Genomic DNA, 25,194 nt, shown 5'->3' on the forward strand with positions numbered 1-25,194 from the left:
AAAATAACCTGCTAAAAAAGTATATTTTCAAAACTTTTACCAACTCAACACTACCACTTTAGACAATGAACTGCTAAGCTTCTACCTATATTCTCTGTCCTTCAACCTTCTTATTAAACCTCATACCAAAAAATTTTATCCATTCGTTTAGGTTCTGCTTTTTTGCATTTTATACAGTTATCTCAATAATATTCCACATTACATTCCGAGTTCCTCTAAAATATCCTCTGAACTTTTAACCAGTTTGGCTCCTTGTTGGATTAAATAGTGGCCTCCATCAGAATCCGGACTCAAAATGCTGCCGGGGACAGCAAATACATCCCTTCCTTCATTCAAAGCAAAATCTGCCGTGATCAATGAACCACTCTTTTTCCTCGCTTCAACAACAAGTGTACCCTCTGAAAGACCGCTGATAATCCTATTTCTCATTGGAAATTGCCATTTCGCAGGCATTGTAGCTGGTGGATATTCTGATAATACCAGTTGTTTTTCCATCATGTACTCTGCCAATTTAATATTTTCCTTTGGATATAGATTGTGAAACCCGCCAGCTATGACACCTATTGTTTTCCCGCCCAATTTAATGGCTGCTTTATGGGCATGGGCATCGATTCCCTTTGCGAGACCACTAACAATCAGTACATTTTTATCTATTAATGAGGGAAATAAATAGTCGATCGCTCCAATGCCATATGCTGTGGCGTTCCTTGACCCAACAACTGCAAGGCTTTCTTTTTGCTTTAACAAAGATAGATTTCCTCTGGCAAACAGCATCCATGGTGGTTGATAGATTGTCTTAAGCCTATCTGGATAGTCGTCGTCAAAAATAGTGATTAGGTGAATGTTCTGTGTGGCATAGTCATTTAGAAGTTTGTCGACGGAGATTAATTGATGGTCTTTGGTGAGTTGATCTGTTCGAGGATGGATAGAAGGATAGTTAGCAGCTTCGTTTTTGCTCAATACAGCATTTGCTTTAAGTATGGAGTAAATTGCTTTCCAGCTCGCATGCCTGCTATGGACAAGCTGGATCAGTTTCTTTTTTAATTCATCCATATGCTTCCCCCTGGGATTAATAAACAGCCCCTCTGTTAAGAGGGACTGTCTGATTGAATGTTTTAGTGTGTTTTGCACTTGTCGTAAAGGTCTTGCTCCTTCAAAACGCGAATTAGCGTTTCGCCCATTACGGATGGAGTTTCAGCAACCTGAATGCCGCATTCATTCATTACGCGGATTTTTTCGTCTGCAGTTCCTTTTCCGCCAGAAATAATCGCACCAGCATGGCCCATGCGCTTCCCTGGAGGTGCAGTTCTTCCGCCGATGAAGCCAACAACTGGTTTCGTCATGTTAGCCTTGACCCACTCAGCTGCTTCTTCTTCAGCCGTGCCGCCGATTTCACCAATCATGATGACAGCATATGTGTCTGGATCTTCATTGAATGCCTTCAGGACATCGATGAAGTTCGTTCCATTAACCGGGTCTCCGCCAATGCCCACAGCTGTAGACTGGCCGATTCCTTCTTGAGTTAACTGGTGTACCGCTTCATATGTCAGCGTTCCAGAACGGGATACAACGCCAACATGTCCTTTGGTATGGATATATCCAGGCATGATGCCGATCTTGCACTCATCAGGAGTGATTACGCCAGGGCAGTTAGGACCAACCAGGCGAGTCTTCTTTCCTTCCATGTAGCGCTTAACCTTGACCATGTCCAAGACTGGGATATGCTCAGTGATACAGATTGCCAAATCAAGCTCAGCATCAACAGCTTCGACAATCGCATCTGCAGCAAATGGTGCTGGTACATAGATTACTGTCGCATTTGCGCCTGTTGCATCAACAGCTTCTTGTACTGTGTTGAATACAGGAACGCCTTCTACTTCTGTACCACCCTTGCCTGGAGATGTTCCTCCAACAATTTTCGTACCATATTCAAGCATTTGTTTTGTATGGAAAAGGGCTGTTGAACCCGTAATTCCTTGAACAATGACCTTTGTATCTTTATTAATGAATACGCTCACGTCAAATTCTCTCCTTTCGATCCTACTTAACTAATGAAACGATTTTTTCAGCGCCGTCTGCCATTGATTCAGCAGCAATGATATTCAAGCCAGACTCATTAAGAATCTGTTTTCCAAGTTCAACGTTAGTACCTTCAAGACGAACGACAAGAGGAACCTCAAGTCCAACCTGCTTGGCTGCCTCTACTACACCAGTAGCAATTACATCACACTTCATGATGCCTCCGAAGATATTAACAAAGATACCCTTAACATTTGGATCTGAAAGGATGATTTTGAAAGCTTCCGTTACTTTCTCAGCAGTTGCACCGCCCCCAACATCAAGGAAGTTGGCGGGGTCTCCGCCATAATGCTTCACAATGTCCATAGTTGCCATCGCAAGACCTGCACCGTTAACCATGCAGCCGATATTTCCATCCAAAGAAATATAGCTTAGGTCATACTTCGATGCTTCGATTTCCTTTGGATCTTCTTCTTCAAGGTCGCGGTACTCAACGATATCCTTCTGGCGGTATAATGCGTTTGAATCAAAATTCAATTTCGCATCAAGTGCCATAACCTGACCATCGCCTGTTACAACAAGCGGGTTGATTTCAGCGATAGAACAATCTTTTTCGATATAAGCTGTGTACAGGCTCATCATGAACTTAACAGCCTGGTTCACTAGTTCTTTCGGGATATTGATATTGAATGCAACACGGCGAGCCTGGTATGGCATCAAGCCGACTACAGGATCAATTTCTTCTTTGAAAATCTTTTCAGGAGTAGCTTCTGCCACTTCTTCGATTTCCGTTCCACCTTCTTCAGAAGCCATTAGGACAACGCGAGAAGTTGCGCGGTCAAGAACAAGACCGATATAGTATTCTTTCTTGATATCGCAGCCTTCTTCGATAAGCAGGCGCTTTACTTCCTTGCCTTCTGGACCAGTCTGGTGAGTAACCAGTGTCTTACCTAATATCTCAGAAGCATATGTACGTACTTCATCAAGGTTCTTTGCAACCTTGACACCGCCGGCTTTACCCCTTCCGCCAGCATGGATTTGAGCTTTTACGACAACTACTGATGAGCCAAGCTCTTTAGCTGCATCAACAGCTTCATCGACTGTAAAAGCAACCTTTCCATTCGGTACTTTTACCCCATATTTTCTGAGGATTTCTTTTCCTTGATACTCATGGACATTCATTTCCCATCCTCCTATCTATTAGAAAAACGAACAAAAATACAGAATCGCCTAGCTACCCGCTCCGCAAATTCATTTTCCTAAGTAGAAAATATAATTCATTTAAATTTCTAAAAAATAGACTGCGCTTTCATTTTATATAATGAATTATTGATTGTCTACCTTTATGATTTAAATATTTCGCCATTTTAAATATTGCAAAAAAATAACGAAGAGAAAGCTTGCGGATAGTCAAAGCCGGAATCATTGCGTTTCCCGGCTTTGACAATAAAAATTCATGCTAAAAAAGCTATATTCATTCTGTTGGTTTTCATTGTGAAAATATTATTTTTGTCTTCCTGTTTGTTTATCCAAATGATAGACAAAGGAAAATACTTCGGCTACTGCTTGATACAACTCTTCTGGAATTCGCTCATTTAATTCCAGCTGGCTCAGGACTTCAACGAGTGAAGGATCTTCCTGGATGGGAATTTCATGATTCTTCGCTTTTTCAATGATTTGTTCAGCAACGAGACCCTTACCCTTTGCCATTACTTTAGGAGCGTCCATATTTCCGGCGTTATACCCCAGGGCTACAGCTGTTTTCCTTGTATGCTTAGGTGGTTTCATATTTTAATATCCACTCCGCTATATTCTTTTTGGCCATAAAGATTTGCCAGGCTGCGTTGATTTCTCCCTGTCTGGGATTGCCCAGGAACATGGAAGTGAACAGAGGACAAATGATAATCGATTTCCGCTAGCTTCAATTTCAATAACGGTGTCATTTCTTCTGCCATTTTTCTCAGAGTGGGATTTTCGTTAAAAATCTGGACACTCATAATTCGATTCTGCACTTGCATATCAACGATTACATCATCCAAATGCTCAAGTTTAAGATAAAAGAGCACACGGCAAAAATCAGCGTCTATTTTTCCGTCTTCAGTCTTCTTCCCGCTCCATTGCATCGTAAGTTCATTCGTTTTTCCACCCAGCATAAAGGGTATTTGCACAACGAGCTGCTGGATCGGACCCGCTTCCTGGGAAAGCAGCTGAAATCCGGTGAGTTTGTTTAAGACCAACTCTGCAGCTTCTTTAACAGCAGGCGGAGGATTTTCGTTCAACAGGCGCAGAACAAGGGATTTAAGTGTCTCTGATAGTTGTGCCTTGCCAATCTCTCCATCTTTTAGAACTTCGCTAAGCTGTTGTTCGTAAGACAGACCCAGGGCTGATAGGAATTGTTTTATCCTTGTATCGGTGAGCAGTGCGGTGCCAGTTTCTTGCAGTGGAGCTGGCTGTTCTGCTTTGGCAACTGCTTCAGAGAGCAGCTGTGTATGCAGGCCTGTTAAATTGCCGGATTGGGGCTGTCCCGCAACCTTAAGCAAGTCTACTCCAGCTTGTCGCCACGTATCCTTTTCTCCCATCAGGACGGATAGGGACTCTCCATCACTCACCATTGAGATTAACTGCTTGAAAGCCTGAAGTCCTTGCTTTGCCTCCGCTTCTTTTCCAGAAGTTCGGTAGAATAACAATTTAAGTGATTCTGCCAGCTCATTAGCTAGGAATGTTTTTTCAGGAATCAAATTTGAAATCATCTGTCTGGCTGTAGAATTGTCGCCATTTCCTATGAGTGTTATGATATTTTTGGCGAAATTCAGCCCCTCAGGGAATTCATCTCCAATTGCGCTTAAGCTTTGAAGCCTGACCAGCATCTGCTGTAAAAGATTGCTTTCAGTGCTTTTCGAAGTAATCGCACCAAACTGTTTAAGCAGATCCAGAGCAACTTGACTTTTCTGACCTTCCCGTTTAAGCCATATTGCCGCTAAATTATTCACGGCTGCTTCAGAATTCATTATTTTGCTGGATGGCAGCATTTCATTCAAAAGTTTTTTAAGATTTGCACCTGCCGCAGAATTCCACGCCGTGTCTAAAGTCTTTTCAAGTTTATCCATCAACTGGACCAGAGATTGTTCTTTGGTGGTGGTGTAGAGGGCATCAAACGCAGCCTTTGTAACGGGAAACCCTCTAGTCAGGATCAACTTAATAGCATCTTGACCAGCACTGCGGGAATCCGCCATACTCAGCCACTCTGCCGCCTGCTTTAGAAGTTCACGGTTTACAGGAAGCTGCTCCTTGATAAAAAAACGGACAAGTTCCAGGTTCTCCTTTGTTGGCTGCATCGCAAATTCTCCAAGAATCTTTGACATGCTTCCCGGCTGGACCTTATCCTCACTACCTGATCCAATCACCTTCAAATAAATCTTTCCTTCACCAGGCTGAACCTGGAACCAGTACCGTTCATTTGCAGATAATGGAGTTTCTAATTTTGCGATCATTTTTTGGTTGCCGACTTGCACTTCTGCTACTTGATCAGGGTAGAGCTTCAGGATTTTCCCATTAATGATTTGGCCGGGCCGAAATTCAGCTGTTTTAACTTGCTGTGTTGTTTTTTGGTTAAATAAGCCTTGCAGCGCTCCTGTTTCCATGGTTCACCTGCTTTACCAAGTTCTACTGAATATACTCTCTTATGGGAGCGAATGTCTTCCTGTGATGATCTGTGACACCATGCTCCTTGATAGCTCTTAAGTGTTCAGCGGTTCCATACCCCATATTTGCCCCGAATCCATAGGGCGGGAATTCGATACTGAGTTCTTTCATCAGTCTGTCCCTCGTTACTTTGGCAATAATGGAAGCTGCCGCGATGGATATGCTTCTGGAATCACCTTTAATCAGCGCTTCAAACGGATAAGGTGTGTCCAGCTTGACGGCATCAATCAAAAGAAAATCGGGAGTGATCCCTAGTTGATTCACAGCAGAAAGCATCGCTTTCTTGCTTGCCTGGAGAATATTGATTTCATCTATTTCCGCAGCGCTGATCAGTCCTACTCCGACAGCCAGGGCTTCAGACATGATGACTTCAAAATATTCTTCCCTTTTTGATTCTGTCAGTTTTTTAGAATCATTCAGACCTGGAAGATAAAAGTTCTCCGGCAGGATGACTGCCCCTGCAACCACTGGACCGGCTAAAGGTCCTCGTCCGGCCTCATCAATCCCGGCAATATACTCGAACCCTTCCGATCGATATTTTCTTTCAAACGAAGTCATGTTGACGAATTGTTCATGGACTTGTTTCTTTTGCTCTTCCTGCCTTTCCCATTTCAGGACAAGTTTTTGTACACCCTTGCGACTATCTTTTTTTAATGCTTTCAGGAATTCATTGTTTACTTCCTCTTTCCCGAAAAGCTGTTGTTCAATTTCACCAATTGTAAATTTCTCCATAAAATTTCTCCTAGTAATACTTCTTTATTATGTATCGGCAGTTTAAATCAAAAATAAAGGCCCTGGACTCAGGACCTTTATTTTTGAGTGTCATTTTCTATTTCTTCCACAGAGGTCAAATCCTCAGGTCGTTCAAAGGATAGCGGACCTAATTTTTCTGTCCGTATTTCCCTGATCACAAGCTCTGCGACTTTGTCATAATCAACGTATCCACCAGGCATTCTGCAGCCGCGAAAATCGCCAATCTGATCAAAAAGCTCCACAATCTCCTCGGGCAGTTCGGAAAGCTTATATCTCTCCTGCAGCCGTTCTGGGTAATGCTTCTCTAAAAACCTCAAAGCATATACAGCCAGATCCTGAAGATTAAGGATCGTATCTTTGATTGCCCCAGTAACTGCAAGCCTTGTGCCTACTTCCTGGTCCTCAAACTTTGGCCAAAGGATTCCCGGAGTATCCAGAAGTTCGAGCTCTTTGCCTACTTTAATCCATTGCTGAGATTTCGTCACTCCAGGCCTATTCCCGGTCTGGGCGATATTTTTACCGGCAAGCCTGTTGATCAAGGTCGATTTACCAGCATTTGGGATGCCGACAATCATTGCCCGAATAGCTCTCGGCTTGACACCTTTTGATTTCAGGCGATCAAACTTGTCTTTTAGGAGGACCTTGGACTCCTGGACGATTTGCTTTAGACCAGTACCGGCCTGTGAGTTGATTGCCAGTGCGGTAATTCCTTTTTGACGGTAGTGGCGCAGCCATTGTTCTGTAACGGCTTTATCCGCCATATCTGCTTTATTCAGTAAAACAATTCTTGGTTTGTGCTGGATGATTTCATCAATCATAGGGTTCCTGGACGAATACGGTATCCGCGCGTCCACCAATTCAAAGATGACATCCACAAGCTTTAATTTTTCCGTGACCTCTCTGCGAGCCTTAGCCATATGGCCTGGAAACCATTGGATCGTCAAAGCAGCCACCTCCTATCTGTTTAGCAAGCTCCCGTATGCCTGTAGGGATCTTGTCATGTCCTAGTCTATTGTACGAATATCTTCAATAGGCCAATAGATGATGCTGGTCTTTCCCAGCACCTCTTCAAAAGGTACAGTGCCAATGTGGCGGCTATCCTTGCTGAAACGACGGTTATCACCCATAACGAAAAGATGGCCTTCAGGTACAGTCTCCCTGCCGATCTTCTCCTCCAGTGTGAAAGGATCTGTCAGCGGCCCATCAATCACCTGTTTTTTATATTCTTCCAAGTATGGTTCTTCGTATGCTTTCCCATTCACATATAATGTGTCATTTTTATATTCTACTTTATCGCCTGGAAGGCCGATTACTCTTTTTATGTAATCTTTGTTTTCGGGTGCATGAAAGACGATGATATCGAATCTTTCGGGCTCCCCAACTTTATAGCTAAGCTTGTTCACGATCATTCGGTCCTGGTCGTGGAGTGTAGGCATCATCGATAAACCGTCCACCACGATTGGTGCAAATAAAAAGTATCGAATAACCGCTGCCAGCACGACAGCAATCAGAAGTGCCTTCGTCCATTCCCATAGTTCATTCTTCTTTTTCTCGGCCATTCTTTTCCCACCATTCCAAAATATATGTTGTTTGAGTACATAACTTTATTTTACATAAGTCAGACAAGATAAACACGATGGGCAATGATTTTTAAAATAAATTTAATAATAGCTTTCAATCAAGTTCCGTTTTTTAAATATTGCATTTCGTCAGGAAAAGAATTTGAATGAAAAAGGAGCTTGGCTAGGCAAGCTCCTTTTTGACATTCATTCTTATCGAATTTCTTTGATACGAGCTTTCTTACCACGCAGGTTACGTAGGTAGTAAAGTTTCGCACGGCGTACTTTACCGCGACGGATAACTTCAAGCTTCGCAATTTTTGGTGTGTTAACAGGGAAAGTACGCTCAACGCCTACTCCGTAAGAAATCTTACGAACTGTAAAAGTTTCGCTGATTCCACCACCACGACGCTTTATCACTACACCTTCAAACAACTGGATACGTTCACGAGTTCCTTCGACAACCTTAACGTGTACACGTACTGTGTCACCAGGACGGAAAGATGGAAGATCAGTGCGAAGTTGTGCTTTTGTGATTTCTTCGATTAATTGTTGCATCGTTTTCAACTCCTCCCACGAATGCTCTTGCACACTTTCATTGCAGCGGAACATTGTTATAAGTGACATACAGCATGTTTGCTTTTAGCCACAAGAAGTATCTTAACATAAACAGCGCCTGACTGCAATATTATTCATAAAGTTTTATCAGTTCATTCAGCCATTTTTTTTGCTGTTCTGTCAGCTCTGCTTCTTCGAAAAGATCGGGCCTTCGTTGCAGGGTCCTTCTTAGGCTTTCTTTCATCCGCCACTCATCTATCAGCTTATGATTGCCAGAAACCAGGACATCCGGGACCTTCATTCCACGGAAGTCTGCTGGTCTAGTATAGTGGGGATGCTCAAGCAGGCCAGTACTGAAGGAATCCTGGATATGCGACTCTTCACTGCCCAGTACACCTGAAAGCAGGCGCACGACACTGTCGATGACGACCATCGCTCCAAGCTCTCCGCCGGTCAGTACATAATCTCCGATTGAAATCTCATCGGTGATGACATGTTCACGGATCCGCTCATCATATCCCTCATAATGGCCGCAGATAAAAATCAAATGTTCTTCCTTTGCGAGTTCTTCCGCTTTCTTCTGTGTATACCGTTCACCCTGAGGGCACATGAGGATCACTCTCGGGGAAGTGCTTTTTGCGCGCTCTTTCAAATCACTCACAGCATCGAAAATCGGCTGAGGCTTTAACACCATGCCAGCACCGCCGCCATATGGATAGTCATCCACCGTCTGGTGCTTGTTATCGGCAAAGTCCCGAAAATTGACTACATTGTATTGTGCTGCCTCTTTTTCAGCAGCCTTTTTTAGGATTGAAGAGCCGAACACACCCTCAAACATTTCTGGAAAAATAGACAGAACATCGATATTCATCATGAAAGAAGCCCTTCCATCGGCTCAATTACAATAAGCTTTTCCTTGACGTCGACTTTTTTCACTATGTCCTCGATATAAGGGATGAGGAGTTCTTTTCCATTTGCTCCTTTGACAACCCAGACATCATTGGCACCAGGAGTGAGGATTTCGATTACCTTGCCAAGTTCTTCACCTTCCGTTGTTACCATGTTACAGCCGATAATATCCTGGAAATAGAATTCGCCTTCCTCCAGTTCACCACGCTGCGTTTCTGGAACCTTTAGGATGCCGCCCTTCATTCTTTCTACCTCGTTGACATTTTCGAAACCTTCAAAGGTCAGCAGGTTAAAATTCTTGTGAGTCCTATGGCTTTTCACTATCAATTCTTTCGAATCCTTTGAACCAGGCATGAATAAAAGTAAAGAATTCCCTACCTTGTAGCGTTCCTCAGGAAAGTCAGTCCTTGATATCACCCTAACTTCCCCGCGTATCCCATGTGTATTTACAATTTTTCCAACATTAAAATACTTTTCCATTACTCAATCACCTCTCGCGAATTTCGGCCACGATGCCATCTTTCACAATAATAGTCTTTCCTGAAAGAAACTCATCCCATTGGTCACCTACACTTACTTCGACGACACCCTGCAACTCCGTTTCTTTAATTTCACTCCCAAGCGGAAGAATATGTAGTTGTTCTATTTGAAAATCCAGGAGCTTGATTTTTTCTTTATGGACTTTAATTTCTTGTTCAAAATGCTTCTTCAATGTTTCAGGCGAAAACTTCCTGGATTTTTCCAGCTTTTTCAATTCAAATCTCAGTTGATCGCATTCTTTCTGCAGCTGAAGCTTTCTGGCGTGATATTTTTGGTGGATTCTTTCCTTGCTTTCTTCTGTCAGCACCTGTTTGACAATGATTGTTTGCAGTACCTTCAAAGCATTTCCTCCTTAAAGCCAACCTTATCACAGCATTATTTTCCAGACCTTTTCCGAGCTGGTTTTTCCAGTCCTTTTCAAGGCAGGTTCCAGATTACAATTGCATCTTAAAGCTTATCATTATTCCAAGTATCTATTATACCTTAATTTCTACAAATAGAAAAAAGGAGGGTTACCCCTCCCTTTTCAAACAATCATATTGTATTATCTTTTCTGATTGTTATTCGACGATTTCCAAGAAAATCTTCTTTTGCTGTGATGAACCTGCTGCATAGACTACTGTTCGAATCGCCTTTGCAACGCGTCCCTGCTTACCAATTACTTTGCCCATATCACTTTTGTTGACGGAAAGCTTATAGGTAACGCGCTGATCCTCTTCATGTTCATTTACATGGACATCTTCAGGAAAATCAACAAGTGGCTTCACGATCGTCTCGATTAATTCTTTCATGGGCGTGTCCACAATTACTTGCTTAGCTTAGCGTTGTGGAATTTTTCCATGATACCTTGCTTAGAGAACAAGTTACGCACAGTATCAGATGGTTTTGCACCGTCGTTCAACCACTTAAGAACTAACTCTTCGTTAAGTTCAACCTTTGCTGGTTGAGCAACCGGGTTGTAAGTTCCAATAGACTCGATGTAACGACCGTCACGTGGTGAACGGGAATCAGCTACTACAATACGATAGAAAGGAGACTTTTTAGCTCCCATACGCTTTAAACGAATTTTTACTGCCATTTTAAATAAGCACCTCCGAATAGTTTCACACAAGATAGAATAATATCAAATTGAAAACAGCTTGTAAAGGGTTTTTTCTTTACAGACTGAAAATTCCTGAATTTACAAGTTAAAAAGGATTGAACGGCATCTTGAAACCGCCTTTTTTCTTGCCTTTTTGCTGCATGTTCGTCATCTGTTTCATCATCTTTTTCATATCTTCGAACTGCTTAAGCAGACGGTTGACTTCCTGTATGGATGTTCCGCTTCCCTTTGCAATCCGTTTCCGCCTGTTGGCGTTGATGATTTCCGGATGGGTCTTTTCGTTTGCTGTCATAGACTGAATGATCGCCTCGACATGCGAAATCTGTTTTTCATCGATTTGAAGATTGTTCATGCCCTTGATTTTATTCGCACCCGGCATCATTTTTAGGATTTCATCCAACGGCCCCATCTTCCTTACCTGGCCAAGCTGGTCCAGGAAGTCATCAAGGGTAAATGATGCTGTACGCATTTTTTTCTCGAGCTCTTTCGCTTTTTCTTCATCGACGTTTGCCTGGGCCTTCTCGATTAGCGTCAGGACGTCACCCATACCGAGAATCCTTGAAGCCATTCTTTCAGGGTGGAAAGCCTCTAGAGCATCAAGCTTTTCACCGAGACCGACAAATTTGATCGGAGTATTGGTAACAGCGCGAATTGACAGCGCGGCACCGCCTCGTGTATCACCATCAAGCTTTGTCAGGACGACGCCAGTCAAACCTAGCTGTTCATTGAAACTCTGGGCAACATTGACAGCATCCTGACCTGTCATCGCATCGACGACAAGGAAAATTTCATCCGGCTTTGAAAGTTCCTTGATCTGCTTAAGCTCATCCATCAAGTTTTCGTCAACATGAAGACGACCAGCTGTATCGATCAGAACATAGTCATTATGGTCTTCCTTTGCCTTGGCAATTGCCTGCTTTGCGATTTCTACAGGGCTGACCTGGTCTCCCAGTGAGAAAACTGGCATGCTCAATTGCTTGCCAAGCGTCTCAAGCTGCTTGATGGCAGCCGGACGATAGATATCCGCTGCTACAAGCATTGGCTTACGGTTATATTTTTTCCGCAGGAGATTCGCAAGCTTTCCGGTTGTCGTCGTTTTACCTGCACCTTGAAGTCCGACCATCATGATGACTGTCGGCGGGCGATTGGCGGCAGCAATCTTGCTTTGCTCGCCACCCATTAACTCGGTAAGTTCTTCTTTAACAACCTTGATGACCTGCTGGCCCGGTGTCAGGCTTTTTACAACCTCCTGGCCAACTGCCCTTTCAGTGACTTTCTTAACGAAGTCCTTTACAACTTTAAAATTAACGTCAGCCTCAAGTAGAGCCAGACGGACCTCTCGCATCATTTCTTTTACATCCGCTTCAGTTACCTTGCCTTTTCCGCGGATTTTTTGCATCGTATTTTGCAGTCGGTCGGCCAATCCTTCAAATGCCATATCATGTGCCTCCCTAGTCTAATTTCTCAAGCTCGGCAATCATTTCATTTAAATCGTGGTTGTTCTCTCCATTGCCCACAAGCTTTTTCATTTTTGAAATAAGCTCACTTCTTTTCTGGAATTTCTCGAACAATAACAGCTTCTCTTCGTACTCCTCGAGCATCGCTTCCGTCCGTTTGATGTTGTCGTATACAGCCTGCCGGCTAACATCATACTCTTCAGCAATTTCCCCGAGCGAATAGTCATCAAGATAGTATAGAGCCATATAACTGCTTTGTTTTGGAGTAAGCAATGCCTGATAAAAGTCATACAAATAATTCATGCGGTTCGTTTTCTCAAGCATTTGGATTCCCCCATGTTAAGTGAAATACCTTTACATTAAGAGTTTACACACGATCATCTTCCCTGTCAAGAAAAGTTCTTTACAGCGTTTTGTTGGTATATCAGGATTCCTCCGCTTCTTCCTCTTCCTCAACCAGGTCAGCGAACAGTCCATAAACATATCTTTCAGCATCGAATTCCTGAAGATCATCCATTTTTTCGCCTAGTCCTACAAATTTAACCGGAATGTTCAGCTCATTGCGGATCGCGAGTACAATTCCGCCCTTCGCCGTTCCATCAAGCTTAGTCAGGACAATGCCGCTCACATCAGTTGCTTCTTTGAAGGTTTTAGCCTGTATCAGAGCGTTCTGGCCAGTCGTTGCATCAAGCACAAGCAGGACTTCATGAGGAGCACCCGGAACCTCGCGCTCAATTACACGCTTTACCTTCTCAAGCTCCTTCATGAGATTAACCTTATTTTGCAATCTGCCGGCAGTATCGCAAATCAGAATATCTGCCTTTCGTGACTTCGCAGACTGGACAGCATCATACATAACAGCAGCGGGGTCAGAACCTTCTGCCTGCTTGATGACGTCGACACCAACGCGATCACCCCAAACCTCAAGCTGTTCGATTGCACCGGCTCGGAATGTATCTCCTGCCGCAAGAAGGACCTTCTTTCCTTCACTTTTGAATTTATGGGCTAATTTGCCGATGGTCGTTGTTTTGCCGACACCATTGACACCGACGAATAATATGACTGTCAACTCATCTTCCTGGATGTTTAGCTGGAAAGAGTCATCATTTGCTCCGGCCTCATAGATCTCAACAAGCTTCTCGGAAATAACAGACTGAACATCTTTTGTGTCCTGAATGTTGCGGCGCTTAACCTCTTTTTTCAGCTCCTCGACAAGTTCCATTACTGTGTCAAAGCCTACATCTGCCTGGATCAAGATTTCTTCAAGTTCTTCGAAAAATTCTTCATCTACTTTCCGGTATCGTGATACGAGATCATTCACTTTGTTAGAGAAATTATCCCTTGTTTTCGTCAAGCCATCTCGGAATTTCTCTGTGACACTCTCAGTCTGAGTCGTAAACTTTTCTTTTAACTTCTTAAAAAAACTCACAGTCCCATCGCCTTCCTACTTTAATTCAAAAATATCTCGTTCCTCTACAGGAATGGACAAGTTGCGGCTCCTGACTCCTCTAGACGGAACGGTATAATTGCGTTTTCTTAAGTTTTCACTAGTTCTTTTGAATCCTCAAGCCGGACGGATACCAGCTTGGATACTCCTGACTCCTGCATGGTTACACCATAGAGGACATCTGCTTCCTCCATTGTACCCTTACGGTGTGTGATGACGATGAATTGTGTTTCATCTCGGTATTTCTTCAGGTATTGAGCGAAACGGTATACATTTGCTTCATCCAATGCAGCTTCAACCTCATCAAGGATACAGAATGGTACTGGACGAACTTTCAGGATCGAGAACAATAAAGCAATCGCGGTCAACGCCCGCTCACCGCCAGATAATAACCCGAGGTTTTGCAGCTTCTTTCCGGGAGGCTGGGCGACAATTTCAACCCCAGTGTTCAGCAGATCTTCAGGCTGTGTCAGCCGCAGGTCCGCTCTTCCGCCACCGAACAATGCCTGAAATACAGATTCAAAGTGTGAACGAATGGCAGTGAATGTCTTTTCAAATCTTTTTTTCATCTCGTGATCCATTTCCTCGATGACAAGGAATAATGTGTCCTTTGCTTCCTGGAGATCATTCCTCTGCTCCAACAGGAATTCATAACGCTCAGACACACGCTCGTATTCTTCAATCGCTCCAAGGTTTACCGTTCCAAGCTCCTCTATCGCCATTTTGATGAGCTTTACTCTTCTTCTTGCCTCATCGGCAGGAATTGTCAAAGGATACTGTTCCTTTGCCGCTTCAAATGAGAGCAGGTATTCTTCGCGGAGATGGGCAAGCTTATTTTCCAATTCTACATCAAGCCTGTTCAACTTCACTTCTTCATCCTTGAGCACTTCATTGATGCCCTTAAGCAATCTCCTAAGCTCCTTGGATTCTAACTCCTGGTCCTCCAGCCTATTCTGAAGCTCAAGCCGCTCATTTCTCCGTGAAGAAATCAGCCTGAGCGTTTCATTTTTGTCCTGGAGCTTTCTTTTTGCCGCTTCCTCCAGTTGCGTTTCCCCAGAGGAGCTATCTGTCATTTCAGAGGAAAGAAGTGATAAATCTTCTTTAAGGATCTCCAATTTCCTGGACTGCTCTTCTGCCTGTAAAACTGCAGAATCCAGCTTTTCCTTCACATGGGAAAGCTGTTCTTTCTTAGATGCCAGGCTGATCTTCAAATCACTGATTTCCGATATAAGAGTATCCTTGGAAGTAGAATTCGAATTCTTCAGCTCAGTCAAACGCTCTATTTCTTTATCAAATTGAATAAGATCCTCCCGATACTTAGCTAATAAGCCCTCGAGTTCAACCAATCTGGATTCTAGCTTTTCCTTGTCTGAGTCGAGCTGGGTCTTTTCGGAATCGTATACCGATAAGCGTTCATTGATATTCTTCTGTTCCAGCTCCACTTCCCGCAAGTCACCCTTCAAGCTTTGCTGCTTAAAACGAAGCTCTTCCCCTGTTTTTCGCAGCTCTTCCAACCTTGCTTCACTGGCTTGCGTTTCAGCCTTCAATGATTTCACTTTCGATTCAAGCAACCTTGTCTTTTCTTCCATATCAGCTAGCTTATTTGTTAATTCTTCTAATTCGCCCTTGCGGCTAAGCAATGAACTTGATTTTTGTTTTACGGCCCCACCAGTCATCGACCCGCCAGGATTGACCACATCTCCATCAAGCGTGACGATTCTGCTGCGGTATTGCAGCATTTTAGCAATTTCATTGGCACCCTTTAAATCTCTGGCAATCACCACATTGCCAAGCAAGCTTTTTACGACTTCAGCATACTTTTGATCGAATTGAATCAAATCAGCAGCAGTGCCGATATACGCACTATTCCCTGAAAGAAGCGCGAGCTGCGAGGAGGCTAGATACTTCCCTTTGATGATGCTGAGAGGTAAGAAGGTTGCCCTGCCAAAGGATTTTTGCTTCAGAAACTGGATTGCTGCTCTGGCATTCTCTTCGCTTTGGACAACAATATGCTGCATTGCACCGCCCAGAGCTGTTTCAATTGCCGTTTCATATTGTTTAGGCACATGGATTAATTCAGCAATCGCTCCTTCAATCCCCTGAAGACGAGTGTCCCTGGCTTTCAATACTTCTTTTACACCCTGGAAAAAGCCTGAATAATCTTCTTCCATTTCTTCAAGCATTTCCTTCTTTGATTTTGCTTGCTGCAGGTACTGATATGCCTGATAGAGTGTTTTCTCCTGCTTATCATAATTATTTCTAAGAGATTCAAGCTTCTTCTGTTCTTCAAAATAGATCCTTGCCTGTTCCTCCAATTCCTGCTGTGAAGAGACAACCTTTTTCTCTATTTCTGCTTTCTTTCCATTGATTTCATCGCGAATCGAGACAAAGCGATCATTTTCATTGTCCAGCTTTGACCCTTTGGCTGCTTGCTGCTGCAGCTGTTGTTCGATATAGATTTTTTCATTTTTAGCGCCTGCCTGTTCGTTCAGGACCTCGATGTAGTCGCTTTTGATTGAATCAATCTTAAGTTCGACATCTTCACTGTAAAGCTTTAGTTGCTCTTGCTTCTCCTGAAGATCTTTCTGAAGAGCAGAAGCTTCCCCTGATAATGCAACTACAGATTCTTCGTACTCAGCCTTCTTTTTTTCCAGCAAGGCAACAGAAGAAGTCAGTTCCTCGATATTCTTTTCAAGCTGACCTTTGTTCTGTGAAGCGTTCTTCTTTCGTTCCTTTAGAACTTCTCTTCTTCCTTCCAGCTTTTCAAGCTCCTCGCTGGCATGCAAGAGCACGTTCTGCAAGTCGCTTACCGATTCATCAAGCGCAGCAAGCTGGTCTCTCATTTTTTCAATTTCTGCTTCTTTTTTCTGAAGGACAGCAGACTGCTTGATTTCATCCTCTTTATGGTGTACAAGCTGCTTGGACAGCTGTTCCCATCGGCCATGCAGGTCTTCGATTTCAAAAGCAGTAAGCGCAACTTCAATCTGTTCAAGCTCCTCCTTTTGCTGTAAGTAATCCTTTGCAATGGAAGCCTGAATTTTCAGCGGCTCTACCTGGCCTTCTAATTCGTGGATGATGTCCGTTACACGATTTAAGTTCTCCTGCGTTTCAAAAAGCTTACTTTCTGCTTTCTTCTTCCGGGATTTATATTTAAGAACACCTGCAGCTTCTTCAAATATCGTCCTGCGGTCCTCAGGCTTGCTGTTGAGAATTTCCTCAACCCTGCCCTGGCTGATAATGGAGAAAGCTTCACGGCCAAGTCCGGAGTCCATGAATAAATCAACAATATCCTTAAGCCTGCAATTCTGTTTATTGATCAAATATTCACTGTCACCTGAACGATAAACACGTCTTGTTACGCTCACTTCATTATAATCGAGCGGCAATGATTGATCTTCGTTATCGAGGGTTAATGTTACTTCCGCAAAATTCAGCGGCTTCCGTGAATCACTTCCGGCGAAGATGATATCTTCCATTTTTGCGCCACGGAGCGACTTGGCTGATTGTTCCCCTAAAACCCAGCGGATGGAATCAGTAATATTGCTTTTCCCGCTTCCATTAGGACCTACGACAGCGGTCACACCAGGAACGAATTCTACTGAAATCCTCTCGGCAAACGATTTAAAGCCAACCACATCTAATCGTTTTAAAAACAATATGGCTCTCCCTTTCCAGTTAAACTATTTCTAGGATGTCTGTTAAAAATAATTTTTACCTTATTGCTTTTTGTCGCCCGCTTCCAAGTTCGCTTCCATATGGGACTTCAACTTTTCAAGTGCCATCTGGGCAGCATGCTGCTCTGCTTCCTTTTTCGAGCGCCCTGTCCCTGTTCCTAATTCTTGACCGTTAAGGAAGACACGGGATTCGAATTCCCGGCTGTGCGCAGGACCAATCTCCTTCATAATCCGGTATTCAAGCGAGCCTGCACCATCCCGCTGTACGAGCTCCTGAAGCTGGCTCTTAAAATCCATCACATGAGAAAAAGCACCGTCATTGATTTTTGGAAACACAATTTCTTCTAAGAAGGTAGTGACTGTTTCAATTCCCTTGTCCAAGTATAAAGCACCGATGAAAGCCTCGAAGACATCAGCCAAAAGAGCTGGCCTTGTTCTTCCGCCTGTCATTTCCTCTCCCTTGCCAAGCAATACGAGTTCACCAAAGGATAACTCGTTGGCAAAGGCCACCAGCGATGGCTCACAAACTACAGCTGCGCGCAGCTTTGTAAGCTCTCCCTCGCTCATCATTGGATACTTTTTATACAAGAATTGGGATACAGTCAGTTCCAAAACAGCGTCACCAAGAAACTCTAGCCTCTCATTATCTTCATGGGGCTTCCTGCGATGCTCATTCACATAGGATGAATGTGTAAAAGCCTGTTTTAAAAGCTTATCACTATCAAAATGAATACCAATATTGTCCTGGAATTCTTTGAATTTCTGCTCCTTTGCGCGGATATTCTTTTTTTCTCTTTCTCTTCCATTGTTGCGCATGATTTATTCCACCTTGCTCATAGTTTAAAGCTGTGATTGCATGAATTGCTGTTTTAACTGATTATGCATTTTACAAAACAATACAGACTAATAACAGTTTACAAAAAAAAACGTATATAAAGCAAAAAAACTTGGCTTAATTCCAGTAGATTACTTAATTATAAGGAAAACATTGGGAGTTTTTTTATACAGAAACTATTTTTGCGGGGATGGTCGCTTTTCGTATAAAAATATTTGCCGAATATAAACAGGCTACTTCTCCATGTCCACCATAGCCTTACACACGTTCTAATCCGGCAGCCGAGTATGAGATGACCAAGTACAGAAGAAAGCCCCGTTTATAAAAACGGAGCTTCTTAGTAAATCGAACAATTACATTTGGCTATTTATGTAGTTAACAGCGTCACCAACTGTACCGATTTTTTCAGCATCATCATCAGAAATTTCCATGTCGAACTCGTCCTCTAATTCCATAACCAATTCTACAACATCAAGGGAATCAGCACCAAGATCATCTTTAAAAGATGCCTCTAAAGTTACTTGAGATTCTTCTACTCCCAAACGGTCAACAATAATTTTTGTTACGCGTTCTAAAACGTCTGCCATGCTTGTTCACCTCCCCTCAAGCCATTATAGTTGATTTTATTTAATTAATAAATGGCTGTAATAATTTTTTAACTTAGAAAAATACTTCACTCTCATCCAAAGAGTGTCCAAATTATCAATAAAACTTACACTGGTTGTTTCCAGATATCCTACATCACCATGCCGCCATCTACGTGGAGGGTTTGGCCTGTCATATAGGCACTGTCTTCGGAGGCAAGGAAGATGACGGTTCTTGCAATATCTTTTGGCTCTCCGAAACGGGCTAACGGTATTTGCTTTAGCATTTCCGTTTTTACATCCTCGTTTAACTTATCGGTCATGTCTGTCGTAATAAAGCCCGGAGCTACTGCGTTCACCGTGATGCCCCTTGACGATAGTTCCTTAGCGGATGTTTTTGTAAGACCGATCACTCCGGACTTTGCAGCAACATAGTTTGCCTGGCCAGGATTTCCACTGACGCCTACAATCGAAGAGATATTGATGATTCTGCCGCTTCTCTGCTTCATCATTTGTCTTGTAACTGCTTTCGTACACAAGAAGACACCTTTTAGATTGATATTGATGACATCATCCCACTCAGACTCTTTCATCCTCATCAATAGGTTGTCTTTTGTTATACCCGCATTGTTAACAAGTATGTCAATCTTGCCGAAACGCTCAATCGTTTCTTTGGTCATATCAGTCACTGATTCAGAGTTAGAGACATCCGCCTGGATTGCAAAAGCATCCCGTCCCATCGCCTTGATTTCTTCGACCACTTCAAGCGCTTTTGATTCACTGCCTGCATAGTTGACAGCAACTGATGCGCCTTCCCTTGCAAGTTCAAAAGCGATTTCGCGACCAATCCCACGTGATGCGCCTGTTACCAGTGCCACCTTACCTTCTAGTCTCATTCCTTCTCCTCCTTCAGAGCAGCAACAGCCGCTGCACAAGTTTCTGCGTCATATATTGCGAACGTCTTTGCCGAGCGGTCAACTTTCTTAACCAATCCTGACAGAACTTTACCAGGGCCGATTTCGATAAAGGTATCGACGCCAAGTTCCATCATTTTTGACACCGAATCCTCCCATAGTACAGGAGAATAGAGCTGTTCAACCAGTCTTTTTTTGAATTCGGAAGCTTCAGTCATCGGTTCAGCAGTTACATTTCCAATCACCGGGACAGCCGCATCCTTTATTGCAATATTGTTCAATACAGCTTCAAATCTTTCTGCTGCCGGCTTCATTAGCGAAGAATGGAATGGACCGCTGACATCAAGAGGAATAACCCGTTTAGCCCCAGCTTCCTTTGCTTTTACTGAAGCTTCATCCACACCACTTTTCGAACCAGAAATCACGATTTGTCCCGGACTATTCAAGTTAGCCAGCTGAACAGGTTTTCCGCCAGCTGAAACTGTTTCGGTTACATCCATTAGCTTCTCGCGATCCATGCCGAGGACAGCAGCCATTGTTCCTTCTCCATTCGGTACAGCTTCTTCCATGAATTCACCACGTTTGCGGACTGCATACACAGCGTCTTCGAACGAGATAGCCCCCGAAGCAACCAATGCAGAATATTCACCCAGGCTATGTCCGGCAGTGAAATCCGGCTTGATCCCAAACTGGCTGAAATAATTCAAGATCGCAATACTAGTCGTCAAAAGAGCAGGCTGAGCATTTGTTGTGAGCGTCAGCTTTTCTTGCGGCCCCTCAAAAATCAAACTGCTTAAGCTTTCACCCAGAACCTCGTCCGCTTTTTTAAAAGTTTCGGAGACTGATTGCTCTGAGCCTGCAAGTGCCTGTCCCATACCAACTGTCTGCGATCCCTGTCCTGGAAACAAAAACGCGATTTTCCCCATGAAAGATTCCCCTTTAACTCGTTATTTTATGTTCATCATAACTTCAATTACTTTTCACTTTATCATTTTTCTACGGCAGTTTTGATTGTTCCGGAAACATCCTTCTCAACCATTTCTCTCGCCTGGCGAATTGAATTAAACACCGCATTTGCGTCAGATGATCCATGAGCTTTGATTACGGGAGCCTTAAGGCCGAAAAGACCAGCACCGCCATATTCCGTGTAATCCATCTTATTTTTGAGCACTGTCAGATCCGGCTTCAGTACAGCTGCAGCCATCTTACTTTTAAAACTGGAAGTCAAAGCCGATTTAAGCATTTTAAACACCGACATTGCTGTACCCTCAATCGTCTTCAGGACCATATTTCCGGTAAAGCCATCTGCCACTACAACATCAGCTACTCCGTCCAACAAGTCCCTTGATTCAACATTACCTATGAAGTTGATGTCTGCATCCTTCAATAATTCATAAGTGTTCCGTACAAGCTCATTACCCTTCTTTTCTTCTGCCCCAATATTCAACAGGCCAACACGCGGATTTGCGATTCCTCTTGCCTTCTCGCTGTAAATCGAGCCCATGATCGCATATTGGACGAGATGTTCAGGCTTAGCATCAGCATTAGCTCCCACATCCAGCAGCAGAAAACCTTCTCCACCTATTGTAGGGAGGGTCGGCGCGAGGGCCGGCCTTTCGATCCCTTCTATTCTTCCAACCACGAACAAACCAGCAGCCATCAATGCTCCTGTATTTCCGGCTGAAATGCAGGCATCTGCATTTCCGTCTGCAACTAGCTGGGCTGCTAGAACCATTGAAGCTGTTTTCTTTCGGCGCACTGCTCTGACAGGTTCATCTGTCCCGAGGATTACTTCTTCTGTATGATGAATTTCAATCCTCTCTTCATTGGTCAGGTGCTCCCTGATTTTACTCTCGTCGCCGATAAGCACGATATGTATGTCATTATATTTTTCTATTGCTTTCATTGCTCCGAGGACGATTTCTTTTGGTGCATTGTCTCCGCCCATCGCATCTACTGCCAGCCTCATCGCATTTCATCCCTTACTTTTCATATTTTGAACGGTACATTTCAAATTGGCCTTTGAAAACTAGCTCATTATTCACATAACTCTTTACTTCCACAAGGGTTCGGCCATTATCATTATCAATTTTTTCGACTCTCGCTTTGGCTATTACCCGTTCACCTTCTTTTACCGATCTTGTGAATTGGATATTCGCTTTAGCTGTCAATGCTAATTCATCATTTATGACTGCAACCGCCAATGAATTCGCCTGCGCAAATAAATGGTGCCCCCTGGCGATTTTATTTCGTTTAAATACATGTTCACTTTTTATATCAAGTATTGATATAGCACTTTGATCAAGTTCGATATCAATAATTTCTCCAATTACTTCTTCAAGCGGCAATGAACGGACTTCATCTTCAAAACGTTTTTCTGCAACGTTCTTTATTCTTTCCCTTAGTTCGGGAATAGATAATTCTAGTCTATCCAGCCTTATAGTCTGGATGCTGACAGTAAATTTTTCAGCCAGTTCCTCATCCGTTATGAAAGGATTTTCTTTTATCGTCTCAGTCAACATTGACTGCCGTTCTCTTTTGTTGCGTTTCATTTATTTAACACCGCCCGAGCTATTAAGACTAGGTACTAATAGTAGTATATATATTATAAAAAGAGATTGCAAGAAAAAATATACCTCAAATAAACGAAAGCAGATTCACAACTGAATCTGCTTAAGTCCATGCTATGAATCTTGTAAGAGTAAATAGATTCAGTCAGGTCAATCCAGTTTCTCATTGGCCAGAGCACCCGTTTCCGCTAGATACTCCCGCAATAATCTATATTTTTCACCCTGCCAGAAAGCTTCTGACTGGACCAGCAAGGTCGCGTCATTCCTTGCTGTTTCTAACGCACGGTAATCATGGACCATATCTGCTACCTTGAATTCTGGCAGGCCGCTTTGTTTTTTGCCAAAGAAATCGCCTGGACCCCGGAGCTCTAAATCCTTTTCACTAAGAACAAACCCATCATTCGTTTCAGACATTATTTTCATTCGCTCTTTTCCGACTTCGCTTTTAGGATCTGCAAGCAATATACAATACGATTGGTCACTGCCTCGGCCGACCCTGCCTCTTAATTGATGAAGCTGGGCAAGACCAAATCTTTCCGCATCATAAATAAGCATAACTGTCGCATTCGGAACATTGACCCCAACCTCTACCACTGTAGTGGAAACGAGGACTTGCACCTCATTTTCACTAAATGCTTTCATGACCTGGTCTTTCTCATCGGAATGGAGGCGCCCATGCATAAGTCCGACCTTGTAACGGTCTTTAAAATAAAAGCTCAATGTGCTATGGACATCGATTGCATTCTGGACGTCCAGCTTATCTGACTCCTCGATAAGAGGACAAATCACATAGGCTTGTCTTCCTTTTGCGAGCTCTTTGTCCATGAAGGCTAGTACTCGCTCAAGCATTTCATGTTTGGCCCAATATGTTTCGATCGTTTTTCGGCCAGCAGGCATTTCGTCGATCACAGAGACATCCATTTCACCGAATACGGTAATTGCCAGAGTTCTTGGTATTGGAGTCGCAGTCATGAACAGAACATCAGGGTTTTCCCCTTTTTCCCGAAGAACCCGTCTTTGTTCAACGCCAAAACGGTGTTGTTCGTCCGTGATAACGAGGCCAAGGTTTTGAAAATCCACTTCATCCTGTATCAAAGCATGTGTTCCAATCAATACGTCAACTTCACCAAGTTTTAGCTGTTCGAGCATCTCTCTTCTTCGCTTGCCTTTAACAGAGCTGGTCAAGAGAGCAACTGTTAATCCAAACGGCTCAAGCAACTGTGTCAATGACTGCGAGTGCTGTTCAGCCAGGATTTCGGTCGGGACCATTAATGCACCTTGATAACCAGCGGACTTTGCAGCATAGAGGGCTATCGCAGCAACTACTGTTTTACCTGATCCTACATCCCCTTGAAGAAGACGATTCATGCGATAAGGAGACTTCATGTCACCCAGGATTTCATTTACCACTCGTTTTTGCGCCCCTGTTAACGGGAAAGGCAGCCCAGTAATGAACGCCTTTAGCTTGTCCAATTCATATGAAATAGGAATTCCCGGACTCTGTTCACGTTCAAGCTTCCTTAATGACTGCATTTTAAGCTGAAATAAGAGAAACTCCTCGTAAACAAACCTTCTTCTCGCCTGCTTCATTTCATCAGACCCTGAAGGGAAATGCATAATCCTTAATGCATCCCTTCGGTTAATCAACTTATATTTTTGCAGAAGCTCGTTTGGGAGTATTTCGGTTATTTCATGGCCGAATTGTGAAAATGCTTGCTTGATCAGCCTTCTGATCATTTTTACAGTCATTTTCCCTTTCACAGCATAAACAGGTTCAAAATCCTGGCTATTCGCATGCTCGCCCATCGACATTTGAGTGGCAGTTATCGTCTGCCTATGCTGATCCCATTTACCGGTTACAGAGATGGTTTCCCCGACAGTTATTTTTTGTTTTAGATATGGCTGGTTAAAGAATGTAGCGATGATTAAATATCGGCCAACAAGCAGCCTCACTGTCAGACGGTTCTTTTTACGTCCATAATATACAACAGAAGGTTCACTGTGGACCACTCCCTCGACCGTGACTCTCTCTTCATGCTTGACTTCGGCCAGGTCCTTCAGGCGATAATCCTCGTAACGATACGGGAAGTATTCAAGCAAGTCACCGACAGTCCTGATCTGCATATCTGCCAGAGTATCCGCCATTTCATTGCCAATCCCTTTAACTGCTGTTACTTGTTGTTTTAGTTGTTCATTCACGATTATCAAGCGGTATACCGAAAAATTCTGGCCCCCAGCACCCTGCCAGTCGGTGTTGCCGCTAGCCCTCCTTTCGCTGGTTCTAATCAGAGTACTGCTTTTACCCTTTTTCGCCTGCGCAGCTTATTTTCGGGCAATGCAGACCATCTGCTTTTACCCCTTTTACCTGCTCAACTCATTTTCGGGCAATGCAGACCCTCTGCTTTTACCCTTTTTACCTGCACGGCTCATTTTTGGGCAATGCAGACCATCTGCCTTTACCCTTTTTACCTACTCAACTCATTATCGGGCAATACAGATACTATTACGTTTAACTTTTCACATATAACAGTGCTCTCTATGAATCAAAAATAGGGAAAATCCCTTTTATAC

At 43.3% G+C, this 25,194-nt stretch carries 25 protein-coding genes; all 25 read right to left on the minus strand.

Annotation, left to right across the window (positions count from 1 at the left end):
• Nucleotides 1–198: 198 nt before the first annotated feature.
• Nucleotides 199–1,053 (minus strand): DNA-processing protein DprA, encoded by an 855-nt coding sequence (gene dprA, locus ACH0QE_RS15350; RefSeq protein ID WP_415801464.1) that lies wholly within the window; start codon nt 1,051–1,053, stop codon nt 199–201.
• A gap of 62 nt (nt 1,054–1,115) precedes the next feature.
• Nucleotides 1,116–2,018, minus strand: a complete 903-nt coding sequence (sucD, locus tag ACH0QE_RS15355; protein ID WP_041964485.1) for a succinate--CoA ligase subunit alpha — start codon at nt 2,016–2,018, stop codon at nt 1,116–1,118.
• 22 nt (nt 2,019–2,040) lie between these two features.
• Complete coding sequence (sucC, locus tag ACH0QE_RS15360) at nt 2,041–3,201, minus strand: ADP-forming succinate--CoA ligase subunit beta (protein ID WP_415801465.1); 1,161 nt, start codon at nt 3,199–3,201, stop codon at nt 2,041–2,043.
• Between the two features lie 321 nt (nt 3,202–3,522).
• Nucleotides 3,523–3,807, minus strand: a complete 285-nt coding sequence (locus ACH0QE_RS15365; protein WP_415801466.1) for an EscU/YscU/HrcU family type III secretion system export apparatus switch protein — start codon at nt 3,805–3,807, stop codon at nt 3,523–3,525.
• Complete coding sequence (locus tag ACH0QE_RS15370) at nt 3,804–5,660, minus strand: hypothetical protein (RefSeq protein WP_415801467.1); 1,857 nt, start codon at nt 5,658–5,660, stop codon at nt 3,804–3,806. The genes ACH0QE_RS15365 and ACH0QE_RS15370 overlap by 4 nt, the downstream gene beginning before the upstream one ends.
• Nucleotides 5,661–5,682: 22 nt before the next feature.
• Nucleotides 5,683–6,453 (minus strand): ribonuclease HII, encoded by a 771-nt coding sequence (locus ACH0QE_RS15375; protein ID WP_415801468.1) that lies wholly within the window; start codon nt 6,451–6,453, stop codon nt 5,683–5,685.
• A 77-nt stretch (nt 6,454–6,530) separates the two neighbouring features.
• Nucleotides 6,531–7,418: a ribosome biogenesis GTPase YlqF gene (gene ylqF / locus ACH0QE_RS15380; RefSeq protein ID WP_415801469.1), complete on the minus strand. Its 888-nt coding sequence runs from the start codon at nt 7,416–7,418 to the stop codon at nt 6,531–6,533.
• Between the two features lie 60 nt (nt 7,419–7,478).
• The gene (gene lepB / locus ACH0QE_RS15385) at nt 7,479–8,033 is read right to left on the minus strand and encodes a signal peptidase I (RefSeq protein WP_102262176.1); all 555 of its coding nucleotides are present in this window, start codon (nt 8,031–8,033) and stop codon (nt 7,479–7,481) included.
• Between the two features lie 213 nt (nt 8,034–8,246).
• A complete protein-coding gene (gene rplS / locus ACH0QE_RS15390) occupies nt 8,247–8,591 on the minus strand; it encodes a 50S ribosomal protein L19 (RefSeq protein ID WP_041964491.1) in 345 nt (114 codons plus the stop codon).
• Nucleotides 8,592–8,721: 130 nt separating this feature from the next.
• The gene (trmD, locus tag ACH0QE_RS15395; protein ID WP_415801488.1) at nt 8,722–9,462 is read right to left on the minus strand and encodes a tRNA (guanosine(37)-N1)-methyltransferase TrmD; all 741 of its coding nucleotides are present in this window, start codon (nt 9,460–9,462) and stop codon (nt 8,722–8,724) included.
• Entirely contained in the window at nt 9,462–9,980 is a 519-nt protein-coding gene (gene rimM / locus ACH0QE_RS15400; RefSeq protein WP_415801470.1) for a ribosome maturation factor RimM, read from the minus strand. The genes trmD and rimM overlap by 1 nt, the downstream gene beginning before the upstream one ends.
• A gap of 7 nt (nt 9,981–9,987) precedes the next feature.
• Nucleotides 9,988–10,380 (minus strand): YlqD family protein, encoded by a 393-nt coding sequence (locus tag ACH0QE_RS15405; protein ID WP_041964494.1) that lies wholly within the window; start codon nt 10,378–10,380, stop codon nt 9,988–9,990.
• A gap of 220 nt (nt 10,381–10,600) precedes the next feature.
• Nucleotides 10,601–10,831: a KH domain-containing protein gene (locus ACH0QE_RS15410; RefSeq protein ID WP_023614919.1), complete on the minus strand. Its 231-nt coding sequence runs from the start codon at nt 10,829–10,831 to the stop codon at nt 10,601–10,603.
• A gap of 14 nt (nt 10,832–10,845) precedes the next feature.
• Entirely contained in the window at nt 10,846–11,118 is a 273-nt protein-coding gene (gene rpsP, locus ACH0QE_RS15415) for a 30S ribosomal protein S16 (RefSeq protein ID WP_041964495.1), read from the minus strand.
• 109 nt (nt 11,119–11,227) lie between these two features.
• Entirely contained in the window at nt 11,228–12,580 is a 1,353-nt protein-coding gene (gene ffh / locus ACH0QE_RS15420; RefSeq protein WP_415801471.1) for a signal recognition particle protein, read from the minus strand.
• Nucleotides 12,581–12,593: 13 nt separating this feature from the next.
• A complete protein-coding gene (locus tag ACH0QE_RS15425; RefSeq protein WP_415801472.1) occupies nt 12,594–12,923 on the minus strand; it encodes a putative DNA-binding protein in 330 nt (109 codons plus the stop codon).
• 100 nt (nt 12,924–13,023) lie between these two features.
• Nucleotides 13,024–14,028 carry a signal recognition particle-docking protein FtsY gene (ftsY, locus tag ACH0QE_RS15430; protein WP_415801473.1) on the minus strand — a complete coding sequence of 335 codons (1,005 nt, stop codon included), beginning with the start codon at nt 14,026–14,028 and terminating at the stop codon, nt 13,024–13,026.
• Between the two features lie 107 nt (nt 14,029–14,135).
• On the minus strand, nt 14,136–17,702 hold the full coding sequence (gene smc / locus ACH0QE_RS15435; protein WP_415801474.1) for a chromosome segregation protein SMC: 3,567 nt from the start codon (nt 17,700–17,702) through the stop codon (nt 14,136–14,138).
• A 60-nt stretch (nt 17,703–17,762) separates the two neighbouring features.
• A complete protein-coding gene (rnc, locus tag ACH0QE_RS15440; protein WP_415801475.1) occupies nt 17,763–18,536 on the minus strand; it encodes a ribonuclease III in 774 nt (257 codons plus the stop codon).
• 372 nt (nt 18,537–18,908) lie between these two features.
• Nucleotides 18,909–19,142 (minus strand): acyl carrier protein, encoded by a 234-nt coding sequence (locus tag ACH0QE_RS15445; RefSeq protein WP_102262165.1) that lies wholly within the window; start codon nt 19,140–19,142, stop codon nt 18,909–18,911.
• 149 nt (nt 19,143–19,291) lie between these two features.
• Entirely contained in the window at nt 19,292–20,035 is a 744-nt protein-coding gene (fabG, locus tag ACH0QE_RS15450) for a 3-oxoacyl-[acyl-carrier-protein] reductase (protein WP_415801476.1), read from the minus strand.
• Entirely contained in the window at nt 20,032–20,979 is a 948-nt protein-coding gene (gene fabD / locus ACH0QE_RS15455; RefSeq protein WP_415801477.1) for an ACP S-malonyltransferase, read from the minus strand. Before fabD ends, fabG begins: the two co-directional genes overlap by 4 nt.
• 62 nt (nt 20,980–21,041) lie before the next feature.
• On the minus strand, nt 21,042–22,022 hold the full coding sequence (gene plsX / locus ACH0QE_RS15460; RefSeq protein ID WP_415801478.1) for a phosphate acyltransferase PlsX: 981 nt from the start codon (nt 22,020–22,022) through the stop codon (nt 21,042–21,044).
• Between the two features lie 13 nt (nt 22,023–22,035).
• The gene (fapR, locus tag ACH0QE_RS15465) at nt 22,036–22,605 is read right to left on the minus strand and encodes a transcription factor FapR (RefSeq protein ID WP_415801479.1); all 570 of its coding nucleotides are present in this window, start codon (nt 22,603–22,605) and stop codon (nt 22,036–22,038) included.
• A gap of 168 nt (nt 22,606–22,773) precedes the next feature.
• Nucleotides 22,774–24,822 (minus strand): ATP-dependent DNA helicase RecG, encoded by a 2,049-nt coding sequence (gene recG / locus ACH0QE_RS15470; RefSeq protein ID WP_415801480.1) that lies wholly within the window; start codon nt 24,820–24,822, stop codon nt 22,774–22,776.
• Between the last annotated feature and the right edge of the window lie 372 nt (nt 24,823–25,194).

The organism is Mesobacillus sp. (assembly GCF_047739415.1).
Classification (GTDB): domain Bacteria; phylum Bacillota; class Bacilli; order Bacillales; family Cytobacillaceae; genus Mesobacillus.

What these genes read in the sequence shown, in the direction of transcription:
- dprA (WP_415801464.1), bottom strand. Translation starts at nt 1,053, where the DNA reads ATGGATGAATTAAAAAAGAAACTGATCCAGCTTGTCCATAGCAGGCAT.
- sucC (WP_415801465.1), bottom strand. Translation starts at nt 3,201, where the DNA reads ATGAATGTCCATGAGTATCAAGGAAAAGAAATCCTCAGAAAATATGGG.
- ACH0QE_RS15365 (WP_415801466.1), bottom strand. Translation starts at nt 3,807, where the DNA reads ATGAAACCACCTAAGCATACAAGGAAAACAGCTGTAGCCCTGGGGTAT.
- ACH0QE_RS15370 (WP_415801467.1), bottom strand. Translation starts at nt 5,660, where the DNA reads ATGGAAACAGGAGCGCTGCAAGGCTTATTTAACCAAAAAACAACACAG.
- ACH0QE_RS15375 (WP_415801468.1), bottom strand. Translation starts at nt 6,453, where the DNA reads ATGGAGAAATTTACAATTGGTGAAATTGAACAACAGCTTTTCGGGAAA.
- lepB (WP_102262176.1), bottom strand. Translation starts at nt 8,033, where the DNA reads ATGGCCGAGAAAAAGAAGAATGAACTATGGGAATGGACGAAGGCACTT.
- rplS (WP_041964491.1), bottom strand. Translation starts at nt 8,591, where the DNA reads ATGCAACAATTAATCGAAGAAATCACAAAAGCACAACTTCGCACTGAT.
- trmD (WP_415801488.1), bottom strand. Translation starts at nt 9,462, where the DNA reads ATGAATATCGATGTTCTGTCTATTTTTCCAGAAATGTTTGAGGGTGTG.
- rimM (WP_415801470.1), bottom strand. Translation starts at nt 9,980, where the DNA reads ATGGAAAAGTATTTTAATGTTGGAAAAATTGTAAATACACATGGGATA.
- ACH0QE_RS15410 (WP_023614919.1), bottom strand. Translation starts at nt 10,831, where the DNA reads ATGAAAGAATTAATCGAGACGATCGTGAAGCCACTTGTTGATTTTCCT.
- rpsP (WP_041964495.1), bottom strand. Translation starts at nt 11,118, where the DNA reads ATGGCAGTAAAAATTCGTTTAAAGCGTATGGGAGCTAAAAAGTCTCCT.
- ffh (WP_415801471.1), bottom strand. Translation starts at nt 12,580, where the DNA reads ATGGCATTTGAAGGATTGGCCGACCGACTGCAAAATACGATGCAAAAA.
- ACH0QE_RS15425 (WP_415801472.1), bottom strand. Translation starts at nt 12,923, where the DNA reads ATGCTTGAGAAAACGAACCGCATGAATTATTTGTATGACTTTTATCAG.
- rnc (WP_415801475.1), bottom strand. Translation starts at nt 18,536, where the DNA reads ATGCGCAACAATGGAAGAGAAAGAGAAAAAAAGAATATCCGCGCAAAG.
- ACH0QE_RS15445 (WP_102262165.1), bottom strand. Translation starts at nt 19,142, where the DNA reads ATGGCAGACGTTTTAGAACGCGTAACAAAAATTATTGTTGACCGTTTG.
- fabG (WP_415801476.1), bottom strand. Translation starts at nt 20,035, where the DNA reads ATGAGACTAGAAGGTAAGGTGGCACTGGTAACAGGCGCATCACGTGGG.
- fabD (WP_415801477.1), bottom strand. Translation starts at nt 20,979, where the DNA reads ATGGGGAAAATCGCGTTTTTGTTTCCAGGACAGGGATCGCAGACAGTT.
- plsX (WP_415801478.1), bottom strand. Translation starts at nt 22,022, where the DNA reads ATGAGGCTGGCAGTAGATGCGATGGGCGGAGACAATGCACCAAAAGAA.
- fapR (WP_415801479.1), bottom strand. Translation starts at nt 22,605, where the DNA reads ATGAAACGCAACAAAAGAGAACGGCAGTCAATGTTGACTGAGACGATA.